Raw genomic sequence first — 26,723 nt, 5'->3', positions numbered from 1 at the left:
AAATTCAAGCGTTATCGCAATAACAATAAAGGCTTAATCGATACAACAGTGAATTATTCGCCTGGTCTTCTTCCTTTATGGGAGTTAACCGTATGTGTAATCGCTATGTTGTCCTTTGGGCTATTAGCATTGTTGTTCTCTTTTCTATCACGCCTAATTCGTGGGCAAGTGATGTGCATTTGTCTGGGTTTGGTACGCTCGCTTACAGCTATGAAGATGAAGAGGGTATCGGATTTAGGCGCGATCTCGCCCAACCTTATGACACCACGACGAATGGTTCATGGCTAACGGACTCACGCTTTGGCCTGCAACTAGACTACTCAATGAACCCTAACTGGCGATTTACCTTACAAGGTGTCGCTAAGAAGCGAGTGAGCGACGATTGGCTTGATGTCATTGAAATTGGTTTTGTGGGTTACCAGCCTAGCGAACGCTGGGATATACGCTTAGGCCGCCTACCTCCCGATGCCTTTTGGGCAACAGAAACTCGCAATATCGACTTTGGCCACAATTGGGTTCGTCCACCAATTGAAATCTATTCATGGTTGCCTTTCCAATCGGTAGATGGTGTCGACGCGGTCTATTTCTTCTATACCGACGAGATCGATTGGTATATCAGCTCTCAATTAGGCTACTTCCATACGTCTGTAGAATCCCCAGCTGGTGAGTTGGTTGATACCTCTGGTACAGAGTTGGTGTCGCTTTCACTTAAAGCCTTATGGGGAGAATGGCGTGCACGAGGCTCAATACTCTACTCACCTGGTGTTAGCTCTGAAGTTTCATTTTCTACCCAGCAGTTAGTGAATCAGTTAGGTGGTGTATCCATGATGGGGCTAGGTACGATTAGCCAAGAAGCCCAAGCACTATCTCGAGCATTAATTGTTGAAGATGAAGCCGTGATGTATACCCAGTTAGGACTTGAGTACTTCGATGGCACATGGATGGTTGCCAGCGAGTTAGTATCGATTCACTCCGACTCCGATCAAGTCATTTTGCCATCGGGCTTAGGTGGGTATGTCACGCTAAGTTATTACGTTGATGGATGGTCACCGTACATCATCGCATCGGCTTTTTCTCCTGATCTCGATCCACAAACCGCGGCTGTGGATTGGAGCTCGATTTCACCTCAACTTGGCTATCTTCAGCAACAAGTGATTAATGGTGTGAACCTCAGCCGAATTGAGCAACAGACATGGTCGCTAGGTTTACGATGGGATGTCGCCAAGAATATTGCTTTGAAAGCCCAAATCGATCTGGTCGAGATAGCACCGAATGGCTACGGCCTTTGGGCGAATGAACCTGAGTTGAACTCAGTCGAGACTCAACTTGAACTCTATACCCTTTCACTTAACTTTGCGTTCTGAGGAGGGGGTATGCGGCTACTATTATTACTATGCATTGCAGCTTTCTCTTCCACTGTTAGAGCGGAAATCTATGTCGTGGTTAGCCAGAACAGTCAAATAGACAGTATTTCAAAAAGTGAGCTTGCAGCGCTGTATTTAGGGCGTAAGCGAACGATAGACCAAGATACGCGTATCTATCCATTGGATAGAGAAGGCGAGATACGTTCTCAGTTCTTTGAATCGATCACCAATATGAGTGTTAATCAGGTCAATGCCTATTGGGCGAAGCTGCGGTTTTCAGGGCGAGTGCAACCACTTGATAGTTTTAACGATAATACTGAGCTCGAACAGCACCTCATTTCTAACCCCGCCAGTATTGGGTATACCTTGCAAAAACCCAGTGACAAGCATTTGAAAGTGGTGATGGTGATCAATGAATAGGGTCACTCGCTCGCTTACCAATCAACTGCTTAGTATTGTTGCGCTAAGTGCCGTGAGTTACATGGCAATAGCGGTGGTGATCATCACCAGCTTTGGCTTAGCCAATCGAGGTAAACAACTAGATGAGTTCAAAAGCCGCTTGGCGCTGACGGTATCAGGCTCAGCCTCAATTGCGTTGTTTGCTGATAACCAACAGATAGCGGATGAAGTGCTGGATGCTTTATTGCTTCATGAGGAAATAGAACAAGCGCGAATTGTGAGTTCAAGTGGAGCTACCTTTTCTAAATCGAAGTTGGCAGGGCCTGTTGGCGAATTGCCCTTTAGCTTTGCACTGCAATCTCCGGTTGATGGTAAACATATTGGCTACATTCAATTGAAGGAAAATGAGGAGTATATTCGGCAGCAGACTTTCGATGAAATCCTCTATCAAATCAGCTTTTTGTTATTTCAGTGGGTCGTTGTGTTCGTCGTAATCGTGTGGGTTGTGCAGCGCGTAATTGGTCAACCACTCACGGAGTTAGCACGAGAACTATTGTTGGTGAAGCCCGGTAGTTCGAAAAAAATTCAATTGAAGAGAAAAAACCGCAGTAATGAAATCGGTCTTGTAACGCGTAGTATTAATCAGTTTGTGGAATCGACCGACAGCGCGATTCAAAGGGAAAAGTCCCTGCGATTGAAAGTCGAAGAGATGGAGCAACACTATCGGCATATTGCCCAGTTCGATAACTTAACTCAGTTAAAAAACCGACTCGGCTGTGAGGTAGCAATTGCGCAGCTAGAATCGCCTTACCTTGCATTACTCATCATCGATTTAGACGGGTTTAAATCGGTAAATGACCGCTTTGGCCATGCGGCTGGGGATACCGTGTTGGTCAAAATTGCTAAGCGCTTCCAGATGGTCGCGAGGGGAAGTGGGATAGTTGGCCGTATGGGGGGAGACGAGTTTATCGTGGTACTACCCTTAGATTTTCCTGATGAAAAACAAGCGGAGCAGGTAGCTTCGGCGCTGATTCGTGCCTCTTGTAAAAAGATCGTGCTGAATGGGAACAGTGATGTTCATATTGGAGCGAGCATTGGGATCAGTTTTGCTTCTATTGAGGAATACTCGTTGGAGACGTTGATGCTCGAAGCGGATCATGCGATGTACCATGTTAAAGAAAGTGGTAAGAACGCCTATTGCTTTTACAGCACTCTCACCACTCTCTCTTCCAACATATAAATGCTAGCTTGATTAGATCTGCTCTAAATAGAGGTACGCGGTTGCTGCGACTTTCTCCATTTCGTCCTGTAGCTCGAAAAGCTCTGGCTCTATATCCTCAATTTGCGCACCTGAACGCAGTGCTTTTTCAAGCTCAGCACAGACTTTCTTCAGGCGTGGAACTCCGCTGTATGAGCAGCTACCATGCAACTTGTGAATATGATGGATGAGCTGTTCTGAGTCGAAGTCATCGCTTTCAACCGCTTGATCTACAATGCCATTCACCTCTGGGATGTACTCCAGCAGCATGGTTAGCATATCTTTGGCTAGATCATCTTTGTTCGCTGCTTGCTTTAAGGCCGCTTGCCAATCAATGATCATTTCATGGTGAGTTGGCTCGGTATTTGGGCTTAAGGTTTCAGGCTCAAGCTGTTGAGGGATCTCCAGCTTTTCAACTTCATTCTCATTGGTGTATGGATTCCAGTGTACCAGTACCTGCTGAAGAACGTGCTCTTCGATCGGTTTGGTCAGGTAGTCATCCATACCAGCTGCAAGTAGCCTGTCCCTTTCACCCGTCATTGCATGTGCAGTAACGGCAATCACAGGAGTGTGTTTATTCAGCTCGGTCTGCTTAATCTTGCCACACGCTGTTACGCCATCCATTTTCGGCATTTGGATATCCATCAGCACGATGTCGAACTTCTGCTGCATGGCTTTCTCAACAGCGTCATGACCATTAGTACAGGCGACAACGGTGTCGACGCGCTCTTGCAATAGAGCGGTGATCAGCTTCAAGTTAGCTGGGTTATCATCCACTGCCATCACTTTAAGTGGCAGCGACTCACTTTGAGGGGTATCGATAGCCGGCAATAGCGGTATTGGTTGATTAGCAATTAACAGTTGCAGCAGCTTCTTACGTGATAGAGGTTTGGTGATACATTGCACTTGGTGGTTTTGTATCAATTGGTCAGATAGGGCTAACTCGGTACTTGGTGTTCCCACAATCACATGTGGCGCGATAGATTGTGCACGTTCGACCCAGTTAGAAATCGTTTCGTAGTCGATGTCTTTGTTCGGTGCGAGGTTGAGCAGAACGTAATCGTATTGTTCGCCTTCATCTGGCATTGAAGAACGATAGGTGACCACTAGGCCTTCTTGTACCAGCATCTGCTGTGTAACCGAAGCCGCTTGCATGTTTGGTTCAATGAGCAGCAGCTGACGCTGCTCAAGTACTTGTGATTCGATCAAGTCACTTACTGGCATATCCGTCGCGTGCAAACGTAGCGTAAACCAGAAGGTTGAGCCTTGGTGTAAGCGACTGGTTAAACTGATTTCCCCACCCATTTGGCTGACCAGTTTCTGGGTGATAACGAGACCTAACCCTGTACCGCCATAGCGGCGAGAGATACTTGCATCGGCTTGGCTGAAGGCTTGGAATAGCTGCGCTTGCTGACGCTCAGAAATACCAATACCAGTATCTCTGACCATAAACTGCAGCTCGACCACATCGTCTTTTTGCGAACGTAATTCAACACTGATATCAATGTTGCCGCGCTCCGTAAATTTAATCGAGTTACCAACCAAGTTGGTAAGCACTTGCTGGATCCTGAGTGGATCACCCACTAGGCCTGTCGGGATCTTAGAATCAACCTTAAGGGTGAGCTCTAATCCTTTCTCATGGGCGCTGGTGGCTTGCAGGCTGACAACTTCTTCAAGACTTTCTTGGAACTCAAATGGGATGTTTTCCAGAGCAAGTTTACCCGCTTCTAGTTTCGAGAAGTCTAGAATGTCGTTAATGATGTTCAATAGATTGTTGGCCGACTTCTCAATGGTTTGTAAGTAATCGGTTTGGCTATTGGTTAATTGAGTTTTCAGCATTTGGCGGGTAAAGCCAATGACCCCATTTAGTGGCGTTCTCAACTCATGGGACATGTTGGCTAAGAACTCAGATTTAACTCGTGCTGCTTCTTGAGCGCGTTTTTTCGCGATGTCTAATTCAACGTTTTGGATCTCTAGCTGTTCTAGAGTTTCACGTAGATCTGAAGTGGCCTGATCGATGCTGTGTTGCATTTCACTGTGGTACGCCGACAGCGATTCAGCCATAGCGTTGATGCCCTTTTTCAGTGAGTCGAGTTCGCCATGCATCTTGCCTTCGATACGCACATCGAGGTGGCCGCGACGAATACGTTCGATCATGTTTTTCATGTGCTCGATCGGGCGAGTCACATCGTGCATCAAGCGAAACGCAAATACGCCAGACAGCCCAAGTCCAATCAAGAGCACCAGAACCGCTAAGAAGATCTCTTGGTATTGCTGTAAGCGCAGCGACGACAGATCAAGCTCAACAGAGATGTAACCAAATGCTTGATTAGGGTCGGTTGAGCTATTTGGCGTCGCGACCAAATGAGTCTCTGGTAAAATAGGGGTGCGTAAGATTAGCGTGTTTTCTTTTAATTCAGACGAGCCGAGTAATGGAATGGGCTGATCTTTGGGAAAGGTGAGCGTTTCAAAATTTGGGTGAAAGTTTGATGTTACGAATAAGTCATGGTTTGAATCAAATACCGCAATACTGCGAACAAATTTAGAGTTCTTACGGTGAGCGTAGCTTATCAAGCGACGAACAGATTCTCGGCTCTGGGTTTTCATTCCGTCTTCACTCGCAATAGCAAGCGGTTCGATGATGCTAAGGCCGGAATTGATTACTTGGCGCTCAAGGTCGTGATAGCGATTGAAAGAAAAGAAGGCGCTGAGCAACAAGCCAATGATTAGGGTTGGCGCTAAAGTAAGAGTAATAACACGCGCACGTAAGCCATATCTGGTCATTATTATCTAAACATCGTGGGTTGGATATGGGAAAATAACTCGCTAAGCGAATTACAGAGTTAATCAATTAGCTTAATCAAGTCGACACAGTTCGACAATATTCCCAGTGCTAAATAGTGATACTGGGACCAATTATAATATTGAAAACACTTTAGGCACTAAGAGCATGGCACGTTTCTTCCAACCAAAAAAGAAAACGCAACTAAACACTAAGCATCAGTCGGTTTCAATTGAGCGACTGGATCACCACGGTGCTGGTATTGCTTACTTAAACAAGAAACCCTTGTTTATTGATGGCGTATTACCGGGTGAGCAAGTGCTAACTCAGTTGACTGAAAGTAAGAGTAAATATTCTCGCGGCAAGCTGATTAAGATTTTGCAGCCGAGTGAAGAGCGAATTGAGCCGTTTTGTCCGCATTACCATCAATGCGGAGGATGTGATTTACAACACCTGGCGTATTCCGCTCAGGTGGCTCATAAACAGCAAACATTAACCCAGTTGGTAAAAAAAATTGGTGGAACCGACATTGAGTTAGAACCTACGATTGCCGGTGGCGAGCAAGGTTATAGACGCCGAGCTCGTATTAGTCTGCAGGTGGAAAAAGGCTCTCGCCAGTTCAAGTTTGGTTTCCGTAAAAAGCAGAGCAAGCAAATTGTTGATGTCACTGATTGTCCAGTGTTGCACCCTCAACTCAATCAGCTACTCCCAGAACTTGATGCCATGCTGCGCGGCTTTTCAAATCAAGACGGCTTTGGCCATATCGAATTGGTACAAGCGGATAATGGCCCGTGTATAGTGTTCCGCCACACACGAAAATTGACTGAGCAGGAACATAACACTGTTGCTGAGCTAGCACAGGCTCACGGTGCGATCTTGTATCTTATGCCTGAAAGTGACCAGCTGAATCGAGTGGTTGGGGAGCAACCTAATTACCAAGAAGTCGGCGTGACGATTCCATTTGAACCGAATAACTTTATTCAGGTGAACCAGAATGTGAATCAGCAAATGGTACAACAAGCTTTGGATTGGCTGTCGCCTCAGAAAGATGAGCGCGTTTTAGACCTTTTCTGTGGGCTAGGTAACTTTAGCCTGCCTTTGGCCAAGCGAGCGCATGCGGTGGTCGGAGTTGAAGGTGTGCCTGAAATGGTAGAACGTGCGTCTTCTAATGCTAGCTTGAACGGTCTAAGCAATGCGACGTTCTACCATGCTAACCTTGAGCAAGAGTTTGAAGGCCAAGCTTGGGCGGACGAAAAATTCGACAAAGTGTTGCTCGATCCAGCGAGAGCTGGTGCAAGTGGGATCGTAGATCAACTTTCCGCACTCGGTGCGCAAAGCGTTGTTTATGTTTCGTGTAATCCTGCTACCCTTGCAAGGGACAGCCAGAGCCTACTAAAACAAGGCTACAAGCTAACTAAATTGGGTATGTTGGATATGTTCCCACATACCAGTCACTTAGAGTCAATGGCTCTGTTTGAAAAATAGAAGAATGTGGTCAGAAGTACCTGCTTCGAACTCGAACTAACGCGGAATCAGTTAGTCGATATAGACAAAATATAATAACTAGGATGTAAAGATGGTTGCGGTAAGAAGCGCACATTTAAACCCAAACGAGCAGTTTAATTTAGATAACTGGGTGGCTAGCCTAGGACAAGATAAGAACACTTCTAAACGCTTGAAAGAGGTCTATCGCCACTGTGAAACGATAGTCTCTGATAACGAGCAAGCCGAACTATTGCTTTGGCGTGGCCGCGAAATGAATGAAATTTTGGTCACTCTTTCTATGGATACGGCAACACTGGTTGCAGCACAATTATTCCCGTTGGTATCCAGCGGCGCATTTGACCGAGAATCTTTAGAAGAAAGTTACGGCAAAGAAACCATCAAACTGATCGATGGTGTGGAAGAAATGGCGGCAATTGGCCAGTTGAACGTTACCCTTGAAGGAAGTGCTGCTTCTGGTCAAGTTGATAATGTGCGCCGCATGCTATTGGCCATGGTCGATGACTTCCGTTGCGTGGTAATTAAGCTTGCAGAACGAATTGCTAATCTGCTGGAAGTGAAAAAAGCACCCGATGAAGTAAGGCGCGCAGCGGCAAAAGAATGTGCCAATATTTATGCGCCATTAGCCAACCGTTTAGGTATTGGTCAGCTTAAATGGGAAATTGAAGATTATGCTTTCCGCTACCAGCAGCCAGATACCTATAAGCAAATTGCCAAGCAGTTATCTGAACGTCGTATTGTACGTGAGCAATACATTACCGACTTTGTTGACGACTTAACTTCCGAAATGAAATCGTCAAATATCAACGCTGAGGTGAGCGGGCGCCCGAAACACATCTACAGTATTTGGCGCAAAATGCAGAAGAAGAGCTTAGCGTTCGACGAATTGTTTGATGTACGAGCAGTGCGTATTATCGCAGACAAACTTCAAGACTGTTATGCGGCATTAGGTGTGGTTCACACCAAGTATAAACACCTTCCAAGTGAATTTGACGATTACGTTGCTAACCCTAAGCCGAACGGTTATCAATCGATTCATACCGTCGTACTTGGGCCTGAAGGAAAAACCATCGAGATCCAGATTCGTACTAAAGATATGCACGAAGACTCGGAGCTCGGGGTGGCGGCACACTGGAAATATAAAGAAGGTGGCAGCGCTGGGCGCAGTGGATACGATGAGAAAATTACTTGGCTACGTAAGCTGCTTGACTGGCAAGAGGAAATGTCAGACTCCGGCGAAATGCTTGATGAGCTGCGTAGTCAGGTATTCGATGACCGAGTGTATGCCTTTACTCCTCGTGGTGATGTCGTTGATCTACCAATGGGCGCAACTCCGCTAGATTTCGCTTACCACATTCACTCGGAAGTGGGTCACCGCTGTATCGGCGCTAAAGTGGCTGGACGAATCGTTCCATTCACCCACAAACTGGCAATGGGCGATCAAGTTGAAATCATCACCCAAAAAGAACCGAATCCATCACGTGACTGGTTAAACCCATCATTAGGCTTTGTTCATTCAGGCCGAGCTCGCGCTAAGATTAATGCATGGTTCCGTAAGCAAAGCCGAGAGAAAAACGTCGAAGCTGGGCGCGAGATCCTAGAAGTTGAATTAGCCAAGATTGGTGCAACGCTCAAACATGCCGACGAATACGCTCTTAAGCGTTTCAATGTTAATACGCCAGATGAATTGTATGCAGGCGTGGGTAGCGGTGATTTGCGTATCAACCAGATCGTTAATCACATTAACGCTTTGGTGAACAAGCCAACAGCGGAAGAAGAAGATCAGCAAGCCTTAGAACGTCTACAAGAATCGGAAAACAAAGCACCAGCTCAAAGCCGACCTAAGAAAGATGCCGTGGTCGTGGAAGGCGTCGATAATTTGATGACCCACCTAGCGCGATGCTGTCAGCCAATTCCGGGCGATGAAATCAAAGGCTACATAACCCAAGGACGTGGTATTTCGGTGCACCGTGGCGATTGTGAACAACTAGAAGAGCTAAGTCATCATGCGCCGGAGCGTATCATTGATACGGTTTGGGGAAGTGGTTTTGTGGGCTCTTACATCTTAACAGTGCGTGTTGAGGCAATGGAACGAGGTGGTTTACTCAAAGACATCACCACGCTATTTGCCAACGAAAAAATTAAAGTGACCAGCATGAAGAGCCGCACCGACTATAAGCGTCAGCTCTCTGTGATGGATTTTGATTTAGAAGTGACCAACATCGAGGTGTTGTCGCGCGTTTCAAAACGTGTTGAGCAAATTAAGGATGTTATGAGCGTTAAGCGCCTCGGCTAAAATTCTCGTCATACTTGAAGTTGTTAGCGTTGTTGCCTGCGCTCACTCGCTCCATCACATAGGCAAGCTATGCTCAGGAGTCTCGCTCGCTTGCCGCCTAGCTACAACTTCAATTATTTAGAGAATTGACCAATATATTACAAAGGTGAGTGGTTTTGGCTGCTCACCTTTTTCTTTAGATAAAGATTTAAAGGAACAGAGAAATGAGTCACCCAATCGAACAGTTAGAACAGATCATGGCGAAGCTACGTGATCCAGAGGGTGGATGCCCTTGGGACTTAAAGCAGAACTTTGACACCATAGTCCCACATACGATTGAAGAGACGTATGAAGTGGTTGATGCGATTCAAAACCGCGATTGGCCAAACCTCAAAGAAGAGCTTGGTGATCTGTTATTCCAAGTGATTTTTTACAGTCAGTTGGCCAAGGAACAGGGTCTGTTTGATTTTTCTGAAGTTGTAGACACCGTAAACGAAAAGCTAACTCGTCGCCATCCTCATGTTTTTTCTGATACCACATTTGAGAATGATGAGCAGATTAATGCCAACTGGGAAGCGGAGAAAGCAAAAGAAAAAGCCCAGCAAGGCAAAGCAGAGCAAAGTATTCTAGACTCAATACCGAATTCTCTGCCGGCACTTTCTCGTGCTACAAAAATTCAAAAGAAATGTGCTAAGTTTGGTTTCGATTGGGACAGTATCGGTCCGGTTGTTGGCAAGGTAGAAGAAGAGATCCAAGAAGTCATGGATGAAGCACTTCAAATCTCTCCTGATGAAGACAAAGTAGAGCTTGAGCTGGGTGACCTATTATTTGCAACAGTCAATCTAACTCGGCATTTAGGTAAAGACCCAGAAGTGGCATTGAGCAAAGCCAACTTGAAGTTCGCACGTCGATTTAAGCAAGTCGAAGCACACGTTGCGAAAGAAAGTAAGCAACTCACAGACTACAGTTTGGAACAGTTGGATGCCTTTTGGGACCAAGTCAAAGCTGAAGAAAAATCTAAGCTTTAAGTAAATGAATGGCTTAGCTTATGGATGAGCAGAGTTTGGTGAAATCAGAGTTGAAATGACGGAATATCCGACAACACACTTTGATTTGAAGCAAAAAATAAAAAATTGCAGTGTGATAGATTTCACGTTGTAGCGGAAAAGGGCTTCTGGTATATTTATATCCCGTCCAGAAGAAATCCATTTCCCTCATTCAACCAATTTCAGGTTAAACATGACGACAAATTACATTTTTGTTACTGGCGGGGTTGTATCCTCTCTAGGTAAAGGTATTGCAGCAGCATCTCTTGCGGCTATTTTAGAAGCTCGTGGTCTTAAAGTGACTATGATGAAGCTTGACCCTTACATCAACGTTGACCCAGGCACAATGAGCCCAACTCAACATGGTGAAGTGTTCGTTACGGAAGATGGCGCTGAAACTGACCTTGACCTTGGTCACTATGAGCGATTCATTCGCACCAAGATGACTAAGCGTAACAATTTCACAGCAGGTCGTGTTTACTCAGACGTTCTAGCAAAAGAGCGTCGCGGTGATTACCTAGGTGCAACTATTCAGGTTATCCCTCACATTACTAACTCAATCAAAGACCGCGTAATCGCAGGCTCAGAAGGCCACGATGTTGCGATCGTTGAAGTGGGTGGTACGGTTGGTGATATCGAGTCTCTGCCATTTATGGAAGCGATTCGTCAGCTTGCTGTAGAACTAGGTCGTGAACGCGCAATGTTCATGCACCTAACGCTAGTTCCTTACCTAGCAGCTGCGGGTGAAGTGAAAACTAAGCCGACTCAGCACTCTGTTAAAGAGCTGCTATCTATCGGTATCCAGCCAGATATTCTAGTTTGTCGCTCAGATCGTATGATCCCAGCGAACGAGCGTAAGAAGATTGCTCTATTCTGTAACGTTTCAGAAAAAGCAGTAATCTCTATGAAGGACGTAGACTCTATCTACAAGATCCCTCAGCTAATCAAATCTCAAGGTCTAGATGACCTAGTATGTACACGCTTTGGCATTACAGCTCCTGAAGCAGATCTGTCAGAGTGGGAACAAGTAATCTACGAAGAAGCAAACCCAACGGGTGAAGTGACTATCGGTATGGTTGGTAAGTACATTGAACTACCAGATGCATATAAGTCAGTGAACGAAGCTCTGAAGCACGCTGGTCTTAAGAACCGTCTAAGCGTGAAGATCAAATACGTAGATTCTCAAGATGTCGAGTCAAAAGGTGAAGAAGCACTGGCTGATCTTGACGCAATCCTTGTTCCTGGTGGTTTTGGCGACCGTGGTGTTGAAGGTAAGATCCTTGCAGCAAAATACGCTCGTGAAAACAAAGTACCTTACTTAGGTATTTGTCTAGGCATGCAAGTAGCACTGATCGAATATGCGCGTAACGTTGCGGGTATGGAAGGTGCACACTCAACAGAATTTAATAAAGAGACGAAGTACCCAGTTGTTGGTCTAATCACTGAGTGGGTTGATGGTGAAGGTAAAGTTGAAGAACGTACTGAAACCTCTGATCTAGGTGGTACTATGCGTCTTGGTTCACAGCTATGTCACCTAGAGAAAGGGACTAAAGCTCGTGAACTATACGGTAACGCGACAATTCATGAACGTCACCGTCATCGTTACGAAGTGAACAACGTTCTTCGTCCACAGATTGAAAAAGCAGGCCTAAAAGTATCGGGTCTATCTGCAGACAAGAAACTGGTAGAAGTTATTGAGAACCCAGCTCACCCATGGTTTGTAGCGGCTCAGTTCCACCCAGAGTTCACTTCAACACCTCGCGATGGTCACCCACTATTTGCAGGTTTCGTGAAAGCGGCTGGTGAATACCAACGCGGCGAATTAGAGAAGTAAAGGATACGGGCAGTAGCGTTAGTAGTGCTGCTGCCCTTAATTTTGACATTATATATTCAACGAGAAGGAAACATTCAATGTCTAAGATCGTTAAAGTTCTAGGTCGTGAAATCATCGATTCACGTGGTAACCCAACTGTAGAAGCTGAAGTACACCTAGAAGGCGGTTTCGTAGGTATGGCTGCTGCTCCATCTGGCGCATCAACTGGTTCACGTGAAGCTCTTGAGCTACGTGACGGCGACAAAGCTCGTTTCCTAGGTAAAGGTGTTCTTAAAGCTGTTGAAGCTGTAAACGGCGAAATCGCTGAAGCTCTAGTTGGTAAAGACGCTAAAGACCAAGCTGCAATCGACGCAGTAATGATCGAGCTAGACGGCACTGAGAACAAATCTAAGTTCGGTGCTAACGCAATCCTAGCTGTTTCTCTAGCTAACGCTAAAGCTGCTGCAGCGGCTAAAGGCATGCCTTTATACGAGCACATTGCTGAGCTAAACGGTACTGCTGGTCAGTTCTCTATGCCTCTACCAATGATGAACATCATCAACGGTGGTGAGCACGCAGACAACAACGTTGACATCCAAGAGTTCATGATCCAACCAGTTGGAGCTAAGACTCTTAAAGAAGGTCTACGTATCGGTGCTGAAGTATTCCACAACCTAGCTAAAGTTCTTAAGTCTAAAGGCTACAGCACTGCAGTTGGTGACGAAGGTGGTTTCGCTCCTAACCTTAAGTCTAACGCTGAAGCTCTAGAAGTTATCGCAGAAGCTGTTGCAGCTGCTGGTTACGAACTAGGTAAAGACGTTACTCTAGCTATGGACTGTGCTGCATCTGAGTTCTTCGACAAAGAAGCTGGCATCTACAACATGAAAGGCGAAGGTAAGACTTTCTCTTCTGAAGAGTTCAACCACTACCTAGCTGAGCTAGCTAACCAATTCCCAATCGTTTCTATCGAAGACGGTCTAGACGAGTCTGACTGGGATGGCTTCAAGCACCAAACTGAACTACTAGGTGACAAGCTTCAACTAGTAGGTGACGATCTATTCGTTACTAACACTAAGATCCTTGCTGAAGGTATCGAGAAAGGCGTAGCTAACTCTATCCTTATCAAGTTCAACCAAATCGGTTCTCTAACTGAGACTCTAGCTGCAATCAAGATGGCTAAAGATGCAGGTTACACAGCTGTAATCTCTCACCGTTCTGGCGAAACTGAAGATGCAACTATCGCTGACCTAGCGGTAGGTACAGCTGCAGGTCAAATCAAGACTGGTTCTATGAGCCGCTCTGACCGTGTTGCTAAGTACAACCAACTTATCCGTATCGAAGAAGCTCTAGGTTCTAAAGCTCCTTACAACGGTCTAAAAGAAGTTAAAGGTCAATAATTCCTAGCGAGTTATTAACCTAAGCTTTGAATGCCTCGCTTATGCGGGGCATTTTTTTGTCTGTGAAAGTTGAAAGAAGAAGCTCTAGGTTCTATAGCTCCCCCTTTTACAACGAAAGCGGTCTAAAAGAAGTTAAAGGTCAATAATTCTTAGCGAGTTATTAACCTAAGCTTTGAATGCCTCGCTTATGCGGGGCATTTTTTTGTCTGTGAAAGTTGAATGAAGAAGCTCTAGGTTCTATAGCTCTCCCTTTTACAACGAAAGCGGTCTAAAAGAAGTTAAAGGTCAATAATTCCTAGCGAGTGATTAACCTGAGCTTTGAATACCTCGCTTATGCGGGTTTTTTTGTCTGCAGAAAGTGGCCTTGAAGAAGTTAGAGCTTAAGAGCTTCCAGATAATGACTCGCTCAAAGCTTTTGAAATACGCAGCTTAGTCTTGGCGTATAAACAGAAACACAAAGGGCTGACGTACATGTCAGCCCTTGTATATGTGAATTGTAATGCGCTTTTAGTATTGGTCTTCAGACCAACCGTCGGCATCCGACATATCTGGAGCACCAGGAATTGCATTTTCCTCATCGGCCCACTCACCAAAATCGATCATTTGGCATTGTTTACTGCAAAATGGACGATGAGGGCTTTGCTCACCCCATTCAACGTCGGCTTCGCATTGTGGGCATTTCACTATCGTGAGTTTCTTAGACATGAGTTGTCCTAGGGTTAACGCTACTAAACAAGATGTAGGAGATTATAACAGATAGTGATTTAAAGGCAGAAGCTTGAAATTAGCTACATACCGCGAGTTCAAATTCGATATCTTGAGTACATGCTTGGCCGGTTTGAAAATCAATAAACTTAATTGCAAATCGATTTTTGTGCCCCGAAATCATAGGGTAAACACCATAGCTGAGGGGGATATCCAGACGCAATATATTGGCATCTTCGGCGTCGCTTTGGTAAAAGCCATTTTGGGCAATACGCGACTTAAAGTGGCCAGTTTCACGTGCGAGTTTAAGCCATAATTGCAGAGCATTGGCTAGTGGCTGAAGCGTATCCATCCATTGGTTAGTGTCTGAGTTTTTTTGCTCAATAGGCAGGTGCAACCAGTGGTCAAGAGCTGGTAGATCAAAGCAGCATGCGCCACCAGGAAGATTAAAACGCTGGCGAATGGTGCTGAGGAAACGATCCTCTTTTAGCGATTGACCAAAGCGTTCAGCACCCATCAGATCGTTATGCACAGCGTCGACTTCTTTAAGAACATCTAGCAACATCGCTTGATCGACTCCGTCCACATTGAGCCAACTTTTGTAGGACAGCCTTTGCTTTTCAATATCTTTTGCCAATTCACTTTTTAGTTGAATTTGCTCGAAAATCTCTAGCAAATCAAACAGCGAACGGAAGAATAATAGGTGTTGAAGATCATCAGAAAATTGTGAAGAGACGTGCAGCTGCTTGAGCAGAGATTCAACCCTGAGGTATATGCGAGTTTTCTCATTGAGAGGATGTTCAAACTTATGAGTGGTCATTTAGCGCGCCTTCGTCCTTAACCCTTTTATTCTGACCGATTTTCCCTACAAATAGCTAGGTACTTTTGATGTAATTCTGTGATTTGAGGCAAAAGTTTTTCGTTTCCCGTATTATTTTTAACCACATCATCAGCGATGGATAACCTCTGTTCTCTAGAGCTTTGAGAAGCAAGGATAGAGCGAACTTGTTGCTCTGATACCTTGTCTCTTTCCATGGTGCGCGAGATTTGAGTATTTTCGTCTACATCGACCACAAGCACTCTATTTGCCATTGTTTGCAAATTGTTTTCGACAAGCAATGGCACAACAAGTAATGCATAGTCTGAACGGGTCTTTTCAAGTTGTTCAGTCATTTGCTGACGAATCATTGGATGCAGTAATTGATTGAGCCAGCTCTTTTCCTCTGGATTGGAAAAAATACGTTCTCTCAATGCGCTGCGGTTGAGTTCGCCGGAGCTTAGCAAAATGTCGTTACCAAAATGCTCTGCTATCGCAGTTAACCCTTTAGTTCCAGGTTCAACAACTTCTCGCGCCACAATATCGGCATCGACAATATCGATACCAAAGTGGTGGTGAAATAGGTTTGCCACTGTGGTCTTGCCACTGGCGATACCGCCGGTTAATCCAATTACAAAAGGCATTTTAAATTCCCATTACCGAGCCTAAGTACCAAGCCATGATTTGTTCGCCGAAAATCAAGCTTATCCACCCCGCAATAGCTAAGTAGGGGCCGAACGGAAACGCTTTATCTATCCCTTTCTTTTGTAAGCGTAGCTGAATTAGCCCAAAGCACAGACCAACTAGGGAAGAGAGTAAGATAATCAAAGGTAGGTGTTGCCAGCCAAGCCACGCTCCGAGTGCTGCTAACAGCTTAAAGTCACCGTAGCCCATACCTTCCTTCCCTGTGAGCAACTTAAATAGCCAGTAGACACTCCATAAACACAAATACCCAGCCATGGCACCAATGACGGAATCCTCTAATGAAACAGGGCTTACCCCGAAGAGCGATAAAGCGATGCCAAACCAAACGAGTGGCAGTGTGAGTTGGTCGGGAAGCAGCATGGTATCGAGGTCGATAAAGGTCGCAGCAATCAAAATAAAAGTGAAAAACAGAAGCGCGACTGAGAAATAGCTAAAACCAAAGTGGAAAGCGACGATGAAGCTCATCGACGCAGCAAGTAGTTCAACTAAAGGGTAACGGACGCTGATGGGTTGGCTGCATTGATGGCATTTGCCTTTTAGCATTAGCCAACTTAAGACAGGAATATTGTCGATTAATCTCAGTTGAGTCTTGCATTTTGGGCAAGTCGAGCGAGGGAGGCTCAGAGTATATTCCCCTTCGGGTGGGGAAATTTTATATTCAGGGAAGCTTTCAGAGCATTCTTTACGCCACTCTCGTTCCATAATAATCGGTAAGCGATGGATCACTACATTAAGGAAGCTGCCAATGATAAGCCCAAATAGGGTTGCAAGTGTAGGGAAAAGCCAGGGGTAGTAGTCAAATGCTTCCATAAGGGGCTCGAGTTAGAGTGGTGCGGTTGTTAGCAATGCCTCATATTATCCTAATACACTCATTAAGTTAAAGATTGGTAGATACATTGCGACCACTAATCCACCTACAACCCCACCTAGAAAGACAATGATCAGAGGCTCAAGAATCTTTCCAAGGTTATCAACGGTGTTATCGACTTCGAATTCATAAATACTGGCAACTTTGTTGAGCATGTCATCCAGTTTCCCCGACTCCTCACCAATCATTACCATTTGTAGCACCATCTCCGGAAATGCTTGGGTGTTACGCATTGCAATATACATCGGCATGCCTGCTGCGGTATCTCGGTAAACATCATCGATTGCGACTTGGTAGTGAATGTTCCCTGCGGTTTTTGCGGTAGTTTTTAAGCTTGAGAGTATAGGAATTCCCGCGCTAAAGCTCGTCGCGAGTGTACGGCTGAACTTAGCAATAGCGGCTTTGGTTAGCACCCCGCCTATGATGGGAAAACGTAACCCCGCTCTGCAAGTCGAAAGGCGAAATTGAAGTGAGCGACTGCGGATAATCTTGATAGCCAATACGATAGTAGCGATGCCTGCAGCGATGAACACACTGTACGCTTGCGCTAAATGAGACAGCTTTAGCACTTGCTGCGTAAACCACGGAAGATCTGCACCAAAGCCTTTAAACATCATCTCAAATTCAGGGATAACCATTGTGAGCATTAGATAAGATACACCTAGAGCGACTAATACAACCATCGCGGGGTAAATGAGGGCTTTGATCACCTTGGCTTTCAGCTGTTCGCTTTTTTCTCTGTAGGTAGCAAGCCTTTCAAAGACCTGTGCAATATTACCCGCTTGCTCTCCTGTTGCGACTAAATCGACGTAGAGTGAATCAAAGTGTGGGCTTGCGGTGCGCATTGCTTTGGAGATAGGTGTTCCCGCTTCGACGGCTTTGGTGACTTGCGACAAGATCGATTTCATTTCTGCTTTGCGGTGGTTATCAGAGACGAGTTTAAGTGCTTGGACGATTGGAACCCCCGTGGCGAGCATGGTCGCTAACTGACGAGTGAGTAAAGTGATATCTTTCGCTTTAACTCGATGTGCCAAACGTGTGAAAAGAGAGACACTGCCTTTTTTTACTTTCTTGATCTGAATATGCTGTTCTTTCAGTTTATCTCGAACCTCAAGTTCAGTGAGTGCAAGGGTTTGTCCTGCGACTTTTTTTCCTGAACTATTGATGCCTTTCCAGCGGTAATTTTTGAGCGTAGAGGTTGTCGATCGTTTCATAGAAGTCACGGTGTTGATGAGATTTAAAGATAAAGAACGCGCTGCAGTTCACTGTAGCTGGTTATGCCATGCTTCAGCTTTTCGAGCCCTGACTCTTTTAACGTTTGCATTCCTCGCGATTTAGCCAGTAGTTCAATGTCCTGAACCACTGCGCCTTTTATGACAGCTTGAGAAAGCTTGTCATCAAATGGCATTACTTCGTAAATCCCAACCCGCCCTAAATAACCACCAGTACATTCACTACACCCTTTGGGATTGGCTTCAAATAGCGTGCTTTCTTTCGGCAGAGAGAGTTGGTGAATTAATGCATCATCCTGTACTGGAGTCTTACAATGTGAACAAAGCCTGCGAGCTAATCGCTGGGCGATAATTAGGCTGAGGGATGAGGCAAGGTTGAAGGCTTCGACCCCCATGTTACTTAATCGAACTACGGTTTCTGCCGCAGAGTTAGTATGGAGAGTTGATAAGACGAGATGGCCTGTTTGCGAAGCTTTAACGGCGATCTCTGCGGTTTCAAAATCGCGAATTTCCCCTACCATGACGATATCCGGATCTTGACGAAGGAATGATCGTAGTGCTTGGGCGAAACCGAAACCGATCTTTGGTTGTACCTGAACTTGATTTATCCCGGTCAAGTTGATCTCAACCGGATCTTCAGCAGTAGATATGTTGACTTGGGACGTGTTGAGAATGGAAAGGCCTGTATATAGGGAGACCGTTTTTCCACTCCCCGTTGGGCCTGTCATTAGAATCATGCCCTGAGGACGTTTAAGTGCTTGCAGGTACAGTTGCTTTTGTTGTTCGTTATAACCCAATTTATCGATATCCAAATTTGCGCTGCTACTATCTAGAATACGGAGTACTATTTTCTCCCCCCAAAGGGTTGGTAGGGTTGAAACGCGCATGTCGACGGCTGTGGTTTCGTTTAGCTTGAGCTTGATGCGCCCATCTTGCGGCAGCCTACGTTCTGCGATATCAAGGCTAGCTAGAATTTTCACTCGCGCCGACAAGCGCCGGCTGAGATGGTTGGCAGGCTGTTGGGTTTCAACCAATATTCCATCGCAGCGGAGGCGCACTCGATAAAGGTCTTCGTATGGCTCAAAATGAATATCTGAGGCCCCTTTTCGGACCGCATCGAGCAAGATTTGGTTGATAAATCGACTCACGGGGGAGTCGTCTTGGCTAAGATCTTCAATCGCGTTGATTTCATCATCGGCCACTTCGACAAGATCGGCGAGTTCGTCTTGGCTTATGTCCCGATTGCCAGAAGCCTGCTGACCGATTCGCTTACCATACAGTTGCCGGATCGCCGATTGAATCACTTTGAAGTCAGCCAGAACTAACTCGACTTGTAGCCCTGTAGCGAAACGAAACTCGTCTTCGATTTGGATATGAGTAGGATCGGCTACCGCAATGGTCAAAACTGAATTATTGCTGAGTAGCGGGAGTGCTTGAAAGCGAGTAATCAGCTCTCGTAGTCCTAGTTGGCCACAAAGAGATGAGTAATCAAATCGAGTAATGTCCGTTTCGGGTAAACCAAAGAGCTGGCTTAGATGAGTGGTGAGTTCTTGATGACTGAAGATGTCGAGAGCAAGTAAAGCTTCAGGAACACATGTTCCTGAAGCTTGTATATGTTCGCCAAGTGCTTGCTCTTGAGTAGGTGAGAGCAGCTCTGCTTGGCGAAGTATGGTTGCGAGGTTGGTGAGCACTTGCTGGTGATTAGCTATGAGGGCAGCCCGTAGGTGCTGCGCTTGATAGGCTTCCTAAGCCTGATACAGAACAAATCCAACCATTATTATCGTCTCGAGTAATAGTGACTGTAGCGGCGCTATTTGAGTCGATAAATGAGGATACATTAATAGCATTTGATGAGAAGCCTAGAGCCCCTGTTTTAACTGCATTACTACCAACACCAACAGAGTTGAGGTCGTTGGTATTACTCGGGACATCACCGTTTTCTTGATAAAACAATTCCGCTGGAGTAATGATCGATTTTAGGGTAGCTACAGCTGAAGCTACCTCGCTTTTCGTTACATAATCCTTATACGCAGGAACAGCGATTGCTGACAATACACCAATGATCGCCACTACAATCATAAGCTCGATCAGAGTGAAACCACTCTGCTTAGGTTTGTTACTTGTTTTCATCCTAGTCTCCATATGCGATGAAAAATGAATGTCGCTGAGCATAGGAAGCATCTGAAAAGTGGGGAATGAGGTTAAAGAGTTTGCGCGAGTCAATTAGTAAAAGTTAATGCACGCTTTCATACTCCGAGCAAATGTATTCGATGGATGTCAAACTAATTGTATATATATTAACAACGAGAGAAACTGAAAAGGGAAGCCTAAGCTTCCCTTTATTGTTTGAAAAATAAGATGTTTATTCCAATTTAAATGTAAGGCTATTGGAATCTCATTGAGAGGTCGAGTGCCTTTAAATGCTTAGTTAAAGCACCAACAGAAATGTAATCGACACCGGTTTCAGCAAATTCAGAAATGGTTTCAAGGGTAACGTTGCCTGAATTTTCTAGTGCAGCTCGGCCGGCGTTGATTTTAACCGCTTCACGCATCATATCGGTGGTGAAGTTATCTAGCATGATAATATCAGCACCAGCTTCAATCGCTTCTTTTAGCTCTTCTATGCTCTCGGTTTCCACTTCAACCGGTTTGCCTGGGTTGAGTTCTTTAGCAGTTTTGATGGTCTGTGAAATACCACCATTGGCGATGATATGGTTTTCTTTGATTAAGTAAGCATCAAAAACACCAATGCGGTGATTAAAGCCACCACCACAAGCAACGGCGTACTTGAGGGCACTACGAAGGCCTGGAATGGTTTTGCGAGTATCGAGTAAGCGGCAGTTAGTATGCTTGATCTTCTCTGCGTATTCGGCGGTTACTGTCGCACAACCTGATAGCGTTTGGATAAAGTTCATTGCGTTACGCTCTCCCGTCAGGAGCATACGTGCTGAACCGGATAGAGTACAAAGTACCTGATTCGGTTCTACTTTATCGCCATCTTCAACGTGCCATTCGATCGTAACTGCGCTACCGTTCTCTTGTTCAGCAAGTTGTTTGAACACTTCATCTGCCCACGCTTTGCCACAGAAAACACCATGTTCACGAGTAATAATTGTCGCAGTGTTGTTGGCACCAGCAGGGATTAGACTTGCAGTAATATCAGCGACAGGATCCAGTGTGCCACCAAGATCTTCTCTTAGGGTGTCGGCGACTGCTCGAGAAATTTCTAGAGGTAGTTGTTGCTTCAAATATTCAAGGCGCTCTTGGCTGTTATGTGTGTCTTTCATCGCAAATCTAACATCTGAATTGAAGTGGGGTGGGCATGATACGCTGACTGAACATGAAATTCAGCCCTTAAGTTCGCATTTCATTTCTAAACCGATAAAATCAAACTATTAGATCAACTCCAAATTATTAGCTCCAACTCTAGTGAAAGCCGAATATGATTGATAGCCAAGGCTGGTATAGCCACGCGCGGCATGTGCCGTCTCCCTATTTCGACCAAAGAAGTGACAACAGCGACATATCTTTGCTGGTGGTCCATAACATCAGTTTGCCTCCGGGTCAGTTTGGTGGGCCGTATATTGAGCAATTCTTTACTGGTAATCTGGACCCGAATGAACACCCTTTTTTTCAGGTAATCCATAAGATGGGTGTGTCGGCGCACTGCTTAATTCGCAGAGATGGAGAGGTAGTACAGTTTGTCCCTTTTAAGGCTCGAGCGTGGCATGCGGGGGCGTCTAGCTTTGCAGGGCGGGAGAAGTGCAATGACTACTCAATAGGCATTGAGCTGGAAGGCTGTGATTACCTTGCTTATACAGAAGAACAGTATGCTGCGTTGCAGGCACTTACTCTGCAGTTAATGGACACATTCCCAGGTATCACCGTGCCGAGAATCACAGGCCATCAATACATTGCGCCACTGAGAAAAACCGACCCTGGATTAGTCTTTGATTGGGTTAGATTCCGTCGGTCTCTAAAAAATAACGCGCTCTAGTCGTTGAAGTCAGATTGTTGGAGCCACTATGTATGAGTGGCATCATAGAAAAAGGGCTGGTATTTTCACCCCAGCCCTTTGTTATCCTTTATTGAAGCGGTCTGTTAAAGCGTTTCTTGGTATTCCACCAAAATTTGCTCTACCCAAGACGCAATGCGTTCATCGCTAAGTTCATATTGTGAATCTTCATCAAGAGCCAGACCAACAAAATGAGACTTGTCTTCTGTCAGCGCTTTCGATGCTTCGAATTCGTAGCCTTGATTTGGCCAGTAACCGATGACCTGTGCACCAATTGCGACGATTTCATCATGCAGCATCCCCATGGCATCGAGATACCACTCGCCATAGCCTTCTTGATCGCCGAGTCCGAACAAGGCGACGCACTTGCCGTTTAGAGATACGCCAGCGATTTGATCCCATATTGCGCTCCAATCTTCTTGGATTTCGCCAAAATCCCACGTAGAGATACCAAAGATCAACAGATCGTAATCACTGACTAAAGAAAGTGGACTTTCTTTAACGTTATGGATGTCGACAAGGTCTTCACCGATAATTGCGCGAATTTTTTCTGCTGCCATTTCGGTATAGCAGGTGGTTGAGCCGTAAAACAGTCCGATCTTCATAAAATTGTGATTTTTGATGGGAGATGTCGGATTCTACCCATATTCTGACGAGAATTGCAGCGCCTATCAGAGCGAAATGTGAATTTTTATAGCATTAGCGCCCACTCTCACTTAACCTGAGGACAGCTAAATAAAGAGGTTTTACCGTGTCTGAAATAATGTCAGCTGACCAAGGTATCGTTGAGCAGTTTCTTGATTCTATGTGGATGGAGCGAGGCCTATCGGAAAATACACTGGCGTCTTACCGTAATGATCTGAAAAAATTGTTGCAGTGGATGGAGCAGAATAACTATCGATTGGACTTTATCAGCTTGTCGGGATTGCAAGAATATCAAACGTGGCTGGTGGACCAAGATTACAAACAAACCTCTCGGGCTCGCATGCTGTCGGCAATTCGCCGTTTGTTCCAGTATTTGCACAGAGAAAAACTTCGAGCTGATGATCCTAGTGCACTATTGGTCAGTCCTAAGCTGCCAAAGCGTTTACCCAAAGATTTGTCGGAAGCGCAGGTGGACGCATTACTCGATGCGCCAGACCCTAACGACCCTATGGAACTAAGAGATAAAGCCATGCTTGAACTTTTGTACGCGACAGGGCTGCGCGTGACAGAGTTAGTGAGCTTGACCATGGAGAACATCAGCCTACGCCAAGGTGTTGTTCGAGTAACGGGTAAAGGTGGTAAAGAAAGGCTGGTGCCAATGGGAGAGAATGCTGTTGATTGGATTGAAGCATTTCTTTCTAACGGACGAGCTGATCTGCTTGGTGATAATACATCTGACGTAGTCTTTCCGAGTAAACGCGCACGTCAAATGACAAGGCAGACGTTTTGGCATCGAATCAAGCACTATGCAGTGATCGCAGGTATCGACACAGAGTTATTGTCCCCACATGTGCTGCGGCACGCGTTTGCAACGCATTTATTGAACTATGGCGCAGATCTCAGAGTCGTACAGATGCTTTTAGGCCATAGTGACTTATCTACTACACAAATTTATACTCACGTCGCCACAGAAAGATTGAAACAGCTACATAGCGAGCATCATCCAAGAGCTTGATTTAAGGTGAATTTAATGAGCGTACTACGCCGACTACCACTTATTGCATTGCCACTACTGCTTGCTGCATGTAGTGAAGAAAATAAATCCGCGGAAGCCGCAGAACAACAACCTGCTCAGACTGATAATACCGCTGTTGCGAGTAAAGAAGGGCAATTGACTGGTGAAGCGAAACAATTCCAAGACAAGTTCAGCAAGCTAGGCCTTAAAGTCCTAAGCGTAAAGCCTTCGGATATTGACGGTTTGGTCGAGGTTCAAACTTCTGGAGGGGTATTATTCGCCTCACCAACTGGAGACTACTTCTTAGCCGGAACGTTGTACCACCTAAAAGAAGATGGCAGCTACGAAGATGTTTTGGCTAAACGTCAAGCGCCAATTAACGCGGAGAAAATTGCCGCTCTTAAAGATTCAACCATCGAGTTTAAGGCTGAAAACGAAAAGTATGTCGTGACGGTATTTACCGATATTACTTGTGGTTACTGCGTTCGCCTGCATGATCAAATGAGCGATTACAATAAGCTAGGCATCACGGTTAGATACATGGCATACCCAAGGCAAGGTGCAACGGGCTCTGTGGCTGAGCAGATGGCGGCAATATGGGCTGCACAAGATCCTAAGCTCGCAATGCATGATGCGAAAGTTAATCGTAAAATGCCGGAGCCAAATGGTGATCTAACACCGTTTAAGAAAACCATCGCTCAGCATTATACTCTAGGCCGTGAGTTAGGTATTAGTGGTACACCTTCCATATTCCTACCTGGTGGGGAAATGATTGGTGGTTACTTACCGCCTTCAGAACTGCTTTCTCGCCTAGAAAAATAATCAATATTGAAAAGGAGGCAGGCGTAAAGCCTGCCTTATTACTCTGTTATGATAGAAATTCAACGCCGCCCCGAACCTGATTTATCCTTACTGCCTGACTCGATAGCACCTATCTTAAAGCGCATCTATATCAACCGTGGTATTGCTTCTACCCAGCAACTAGAAACATCAGCGCGCGCTCTGCACTCTTATCAAAAGTTAGGTGGCATTGATGCCGCTGTTGTGCTGCTTTTCAATGCAATTACTGAAAACAAGCGCATTATTGTTGTCGGTGATTTTGATGCTGATGGTGCAACCAGTTCCGCGTTATCAGTGCTTGCATTAAGAATGCTTGGTAGCCATAACGTTGACTACTTGGTGCCTAACCGTTTTGAAGATGGTTATGGTTTGAGCCCTGAAGTGGTTGATCAAGCGATTGAAATCGGTGCTGAAGTCATCATGACGGTAGATAACGGAGTATCGTCGATTGACGGTGTTCGTTATGCCAAAGAGCAAGGCTTACAAGTACTTGTCACCGATCATCACTTGCCTGGACATGTGCTGCCTGATGTTGATGCAATGGTGAACCCGAATCTAGACAGCTGCGATTTCCCGTCAAAGGCACTGGCGGGAGTAGGCGTTGCATTTTATCTCATGATGGCGCTGTGTGTGCATATGAGAAAGGTTGGTTGGTTTGCCGATAAAGGGATGGCCGAGCCAAAGTTAATGGAGCTTATAGACCTTGTGGCACTCGGTACCGTAGCCGATGTCGTGCCGCTGGACGATAACAACCGAATTTTGGTTCATCAAGGCTTACAACGTATTCGCGCAGGTAAAGCCCGGCCAGGAATTCAAGCTTTGATTGAAGTAGCGAAGCGCGATGCACGCCGCTTAGTCGCTTCAGATTTTGGCTTTGCATTGGGGCCAAGAATCAATGCCGCGGGCCGATTGGATGACATGTCATTCGGTGTAGAGCTACTTATGAGTAATAACATCCATGCAGCAAGAAGAATGGCGAGTGAGCTGGATGGATTGAATCAAACGCGCAAAGAGATTGAAGAGGGGATGAAGCAAGAAGCCATGGCTTTTTGTGAACGACTCCAGTTTGGTGATAAGGACATGCCCCATGGACTTGTGCTGTTCCAACGTGATTGGCATCAAGGTGTAATCGGCATTTTAGCGTCGAGAATCAAAGAAAAATTCCATCGCCCAGTGATTGCGTTTGCCGACGGTGGTGAAGGTAGCATTAAAGGCTCTTGTCGATCGATTCCAGGTTTACACATGCGAGATGTATTGGATCGGATTGATACTCAAAATCCTGGCTTAATTGTAAAATTTGGTGGCCATGCTATGGCGGCAGGTTTGACGGTAGCTGAAAATAATTTTGAACAGTTTTCTAAGCTATTTGATGCCGCCGTGAAAGAAGATCTTGATGAAGCCGCATTAAAAGGGGTCATATTGAGTGATGGTGAACTCACGCCGGAAGAGTTTTCTATGCACACTGCAGAGTTGCTTCGCGCTGGTGGTCCATGGGGGCAAGCGTTCCCAGAACCTATCTTCGATGGTGAGTTCAAAGTGTTGCACCAGAAATTGGTGGGGGAGAAACACCTCAAGTTAATGCTAGAGCCTCTGCATAAAGGTCACCCAACTAATATCATGATTGATGGAATCGCATTTAACGTCGATTTGCGCCGTTGGCCAGATGCGTCAGTAAAAACAGTACGCTTAGCGTACAAGTTGGATATTAACGAGTTTCGAGGTAACCAATCTTTACAATTGATGGTCGACCACCTTGAAGCGAAGTAATGGAAACTGGAGGGTGAACTAACCCATTGTTTCAAGAGCTGACCTTTGTTCCTAGTGTAAGCATTGAGTTACGAGTAGCTCAATGCTTTCTTGTTTTAGAGGGCATCTAAACTGCCCGGTACCGGTTCACATTTCCCTTCTTTTATCGACATACTCTATTCATATTTCTTTAAAAGTGCCTCGCTAAACTGTGATATCTAGCACGCTATATTCCCATCTGTTTACATTTTGTAATTGGTCAGACCATTTTTTTTGCTGTTTTAATGGCTTATTGTTA

General features: G+C 45.4%; 22 protein-coding genes. 12 read left to right on the top strand and 10 right to left on the bottom strand.

Annotated features, from left to right (window positions below; genetic code table 11):
* The first annotated feature begins 92 nt into the window (after nt 1-92).
* From J4N42_RS12000 to J4N42_RS11990, 3 genes are read left to right on the top strand one after another with little or no spacing between them, the layout of a single operon-like run.
* Entirely contained in the window at nt 93-1,364 is a 1,272-nt protein-coding gene (locus J4N42_RS12000; protein WP_252028248.1) for a hypothetical protein, read from the top strand.
* A 9-nt stretch (nt 1,365-1,373) separates the two neighbouring features.
* A complete protein-coding gene (locus J4N42_RS11995; RefSeq protein WP_252028246.1) occupies nt 1,374-1,784 on the top strand; it encodes a hypothetical protein in 411 nt (136 codons plus the stop codon).
* On the top strand, nt 1,777-3,003 hold the full coding sequence (locus J4N42_RS11990; protein WP_252028244.1) for a diguanylate cyclase: 1,227 nt from the start codon (nt 1,777-1,779) through the stop codon (nt 3,001-3,003). Before J4N42_RS11995 ends, J4N42_RS11990 begins: the two co-directional genes overlap by 8 nt.
* A gap of 12 nt (nt 3,004-3,015) precedes the next feature.
* Here the strand turns inward: J4N42_RS11990 and barA are convergent, their stop codons facing one another.
* Nucleotides 3,016-5,805, bottom strand: a complete 2,790-nt coding sequence (barA, locus tag J4N42_RS11985) for a two-component sensor histidine kinase BarA (protein ID WP_252028243.1) — start codon at nt 5,803-5,805, stop codon at nt 3,016-3,018.
* A gap of 166 nt (nt 5,806-5,971) precedes the next feature.
* On the opposite strand from barA, the gene rlmD reads away from it, so the two are divergent.
* From rlmD to eno, 5 genes are all read left to right on the top strand, one after another.
* Complete coding sequence (rlmD, locus tag J4N42_RS11980) at nt 5,972-7,288, top strand: 23S rRNA (uracil(1939)-C(5))-methyltransferase RlmD (RefSeq protein ID WP_252028241.1); 1,317 nt, start codon at nt 5,972-5,974, stop codon at nt 7,286-7,288.
* Between the two features lie 91 nt (nt 7,289-7,379).
* On the top strand, nt 7,380-9,602 hold the full coding sequence (gene relA / locus J4N42_RS11975) for a GTP diphosphokinase (RefSeq protein ID WP_252028239.1): 2,223 nt from the start codon (nt 7,380-7,382) through the stop codon (nt 9,600-9,602).
* 203 nt (nt 9,603-9,805) lie between these two features.
* Nucleotides 9,806-10,609: a nucleoside triphosphate pyrophosphohydrolase gene (mazG, locus tag J4N42_RS11970; protein WP_252028237.1), complete on the top strand. Its 804-nt coding sequence runs from the start codon at nt 9,806-9,808 to the stop codon at nt 10,607-10,609.
* A 211-nt stretch (nt 10,610-10,820) separates the two neighbouring features.
* Nucleotides 10,821-12,461 carry a CTP synthase gene (gene pyrG / locus J4N42_RS11965; protein WP_252028236.1) on the top strand — a complete coding sequence of 547 codons (1,641 nt, stop codon included), beginning with the start codon at nt 10,821-10,823 and terminating at the stop codon, nt 12,459-12,461.
* A gap of 77 nt (nt 12,462-12,538) precedes the next feature.
* A complete protein-coding gene (eno, locus tag J4N42_RS11960; RefSeq protein WP_252028235.1) occupies nt 12,539-13,837 on the top strand; it encodes a phosphopyruvate hydratase in 1,299 nt (432 codons plus the stop codon).
* Nucleotides 13,838-14,344: 507 nt separating this feature from the next.
* On the opposite strand, the gene yacG is transcribed toward eno, so the two are convergent.
* From yacG to nadC, 8 genes are all read right to left on the bottom strand, one after another.
* On the bottom strand, nt 14,345-14,542 hold the full coding sequence (gene yacG, locus J4N42_RS11955) for a DNA gyrase inhibitor YacG (RefSeq protein ID WP_252028234.1): 198 nt from the start codon (nt 14,540-14,542) through the stop codon (nt 14,345-14,347).
* Between the two features lie 79 nt (nt 14,543-14,621).
* Nucleotides 14,622-15,362, bottom strand: a complete 741-nt coding sequence (zapD, locus tag J4N42_RS11950; protein ID WP_252028233.1) for a cell division protein ZapD — start codon at nt 15,360-15,362, stop codon at nt 14,622-14,624.
* 26 nt (nt 15,363-15,388) lie between these two features.
* Nucleotides 15,389-16,003 (bottom strand): dephospho-CoA kinase, encoded by a 615-nt coding sequence (gene coaE, locus J4N42_RS11945; RefSeq protein ID WP_252028232.1) that lies wholly within the window; start codon nt 16,001-16,003, stop codon nt 15,389-15,391.
* A gap of 1 nt (nt 16,004) precedes the next feature.
* On the bottom strand, nt 16,005-16,874 hold the full coding sequence (locus tag J4N42_RS11940; RefSeq protein ID WP_252028231.1) for a prepilin peptidase: 870 nt from the start codon (nt 16,872-16,874) through the stop codon (nt 16,005-16,007).
* 45 nt (nt 16,875-16,919) lie between these two features.
* Nucleotides 16,920-18,146, bottom strand: coding sequence for a type II secretion system F family protein (locus J4N42_RS11935; RefSeq protein ID WP_252028230.1), 1,227 nt, complete (start codon nt 18,144-18,146; stop codon nt 16,920-16,922).
* A 23-nt stretch (nt 18,147-18,169) separates the two neighbouring features.
* The gene (gene pilB / locus J4N42_RS11930; protein ID WP_252028229.1) at nt 18,170-19,855 is read right to left on the bottom strand and encodes a type IV-A pilus assembly ATPase PilB; all 1,686 of its coding nucleotides are present in this window, start codon (nt 19,853-19,855) and stop codon (nt 18,170-18,172) included.
* Nucleotides 19,856-19,865: 10 nt separating this feature from the next.
* Nucleotides 19,866-20,294: a pilin gene (locus tag J4N42_RS11925; RefSeq protein ID WP_252028227.1), complete on the bottom strand. Its 429-nt coding sequence runs from the start codon at nt 20,292-20,294 to the stop codon at nt 19,866-19,868.
* Between the two features lie 254 nt (nt 20,295-20,548).
* Nucleotides 20,549-21,451, bottom strand: coding sequence for a carboxylating nicotinate-nucleotide diphosphorylase (gene nadC / locus J4N42_RS11920; protein WP_252028226.1), 903 nt, complete (start codon nt 21,449-21,451; stop codon nt 20,549-20,551).
* A 155-nt stretch (nt 21,452-21,606) separates the two neighbouring features.
* Here nadC and ampD point away from each other — a divergent pair, with 155 nt between their 5' ends.
* Entirely contained in the window at nt 21,607-22,161 is a 555-nt protein-coding gene (gene ampD, locus J4N42_RS11915; protein WP_252028224.1) for a 1,6-anhydro-N-acetylmuramyl-L-alanine amidase AmpD, read from the top strand.
* A 104-nt stretch (nt 22,162-22,265) separates the two neighbouring features.
* Here the strand turns inward: ampD and fldB are convergent, their stop codons facing one another.
* Entirely contained in the window at nt 22,266-22,784 is a 519-nt protein-coding gene (fldB, locus tag J4N42_RS11910) for a flavodoxin FldB (protein ID WP_252028222.1), read from the bottom strand.
* Between the two features lie 158 nt (nt 22,785-22,942).
* On the opposite strand from fldB, the gene xerD reads away from it, so the two are divergent.
* From xerD to recJ, 3 genes are read left to right on the top strand one after another with little or no spacing between them, the layout of a single operon-like run.
* On the top strand, nt 22,943-23,839 hold the full coding sequence (xerD, locus tag J4N42_RS11905; RefSeq protein ID WP_252030842.1) for a site-specific tyrosine recombinase XerD: 897 nt from the start codon (nt 22,943-22,945) through the stop codon (nt 23,837-23,839).
* Nucleotides 23,840-23,854: 15 nt separating this feature from the next.
* Nucleotides 23,855-24,661, top strand: a complete 807-nt coding sequence (locus tag J4N42_RS11900) for a thioredoxin fold domain-containing protein (RefSeq protein WP_252028220.1) — start codon at nt 23,855-23,857, stop codon at nt 24,659-24,661.
* A gap of 48 nt (nt 24,662-24,709) precedes the next feature.
* Nucleotides 24,710-26,446 (top strand): single-stranded-DNA-specific exonuclease RecJ, encoded by a 1,737-nt coding sequence (gene recJ, locus J4N42_RS11895; RefSeq protein WP_252028218.1) that lies wholly within the window; start codon nt 24,710-24,712, stop codon nt 26,444-26,446.
* Nucleotides 26,447-26,723 lie beyond the last annotated feature (277 nt).

Origin of the sequence: Vibrio sp. SCSIO 43135 (assembly GCF_023716665.1) — a bacterium.
GTDB lineage: Bacteria > Pseudomonadota > Gammaproteobacteria > Enterobacterales > Vibrionaceae > Vibrio > Vibrio paucivorans.
Note: the sequence above shows the minus strand (reverse complement) of the source record. Positions and strands in the feature narration are given on the sequence as shown.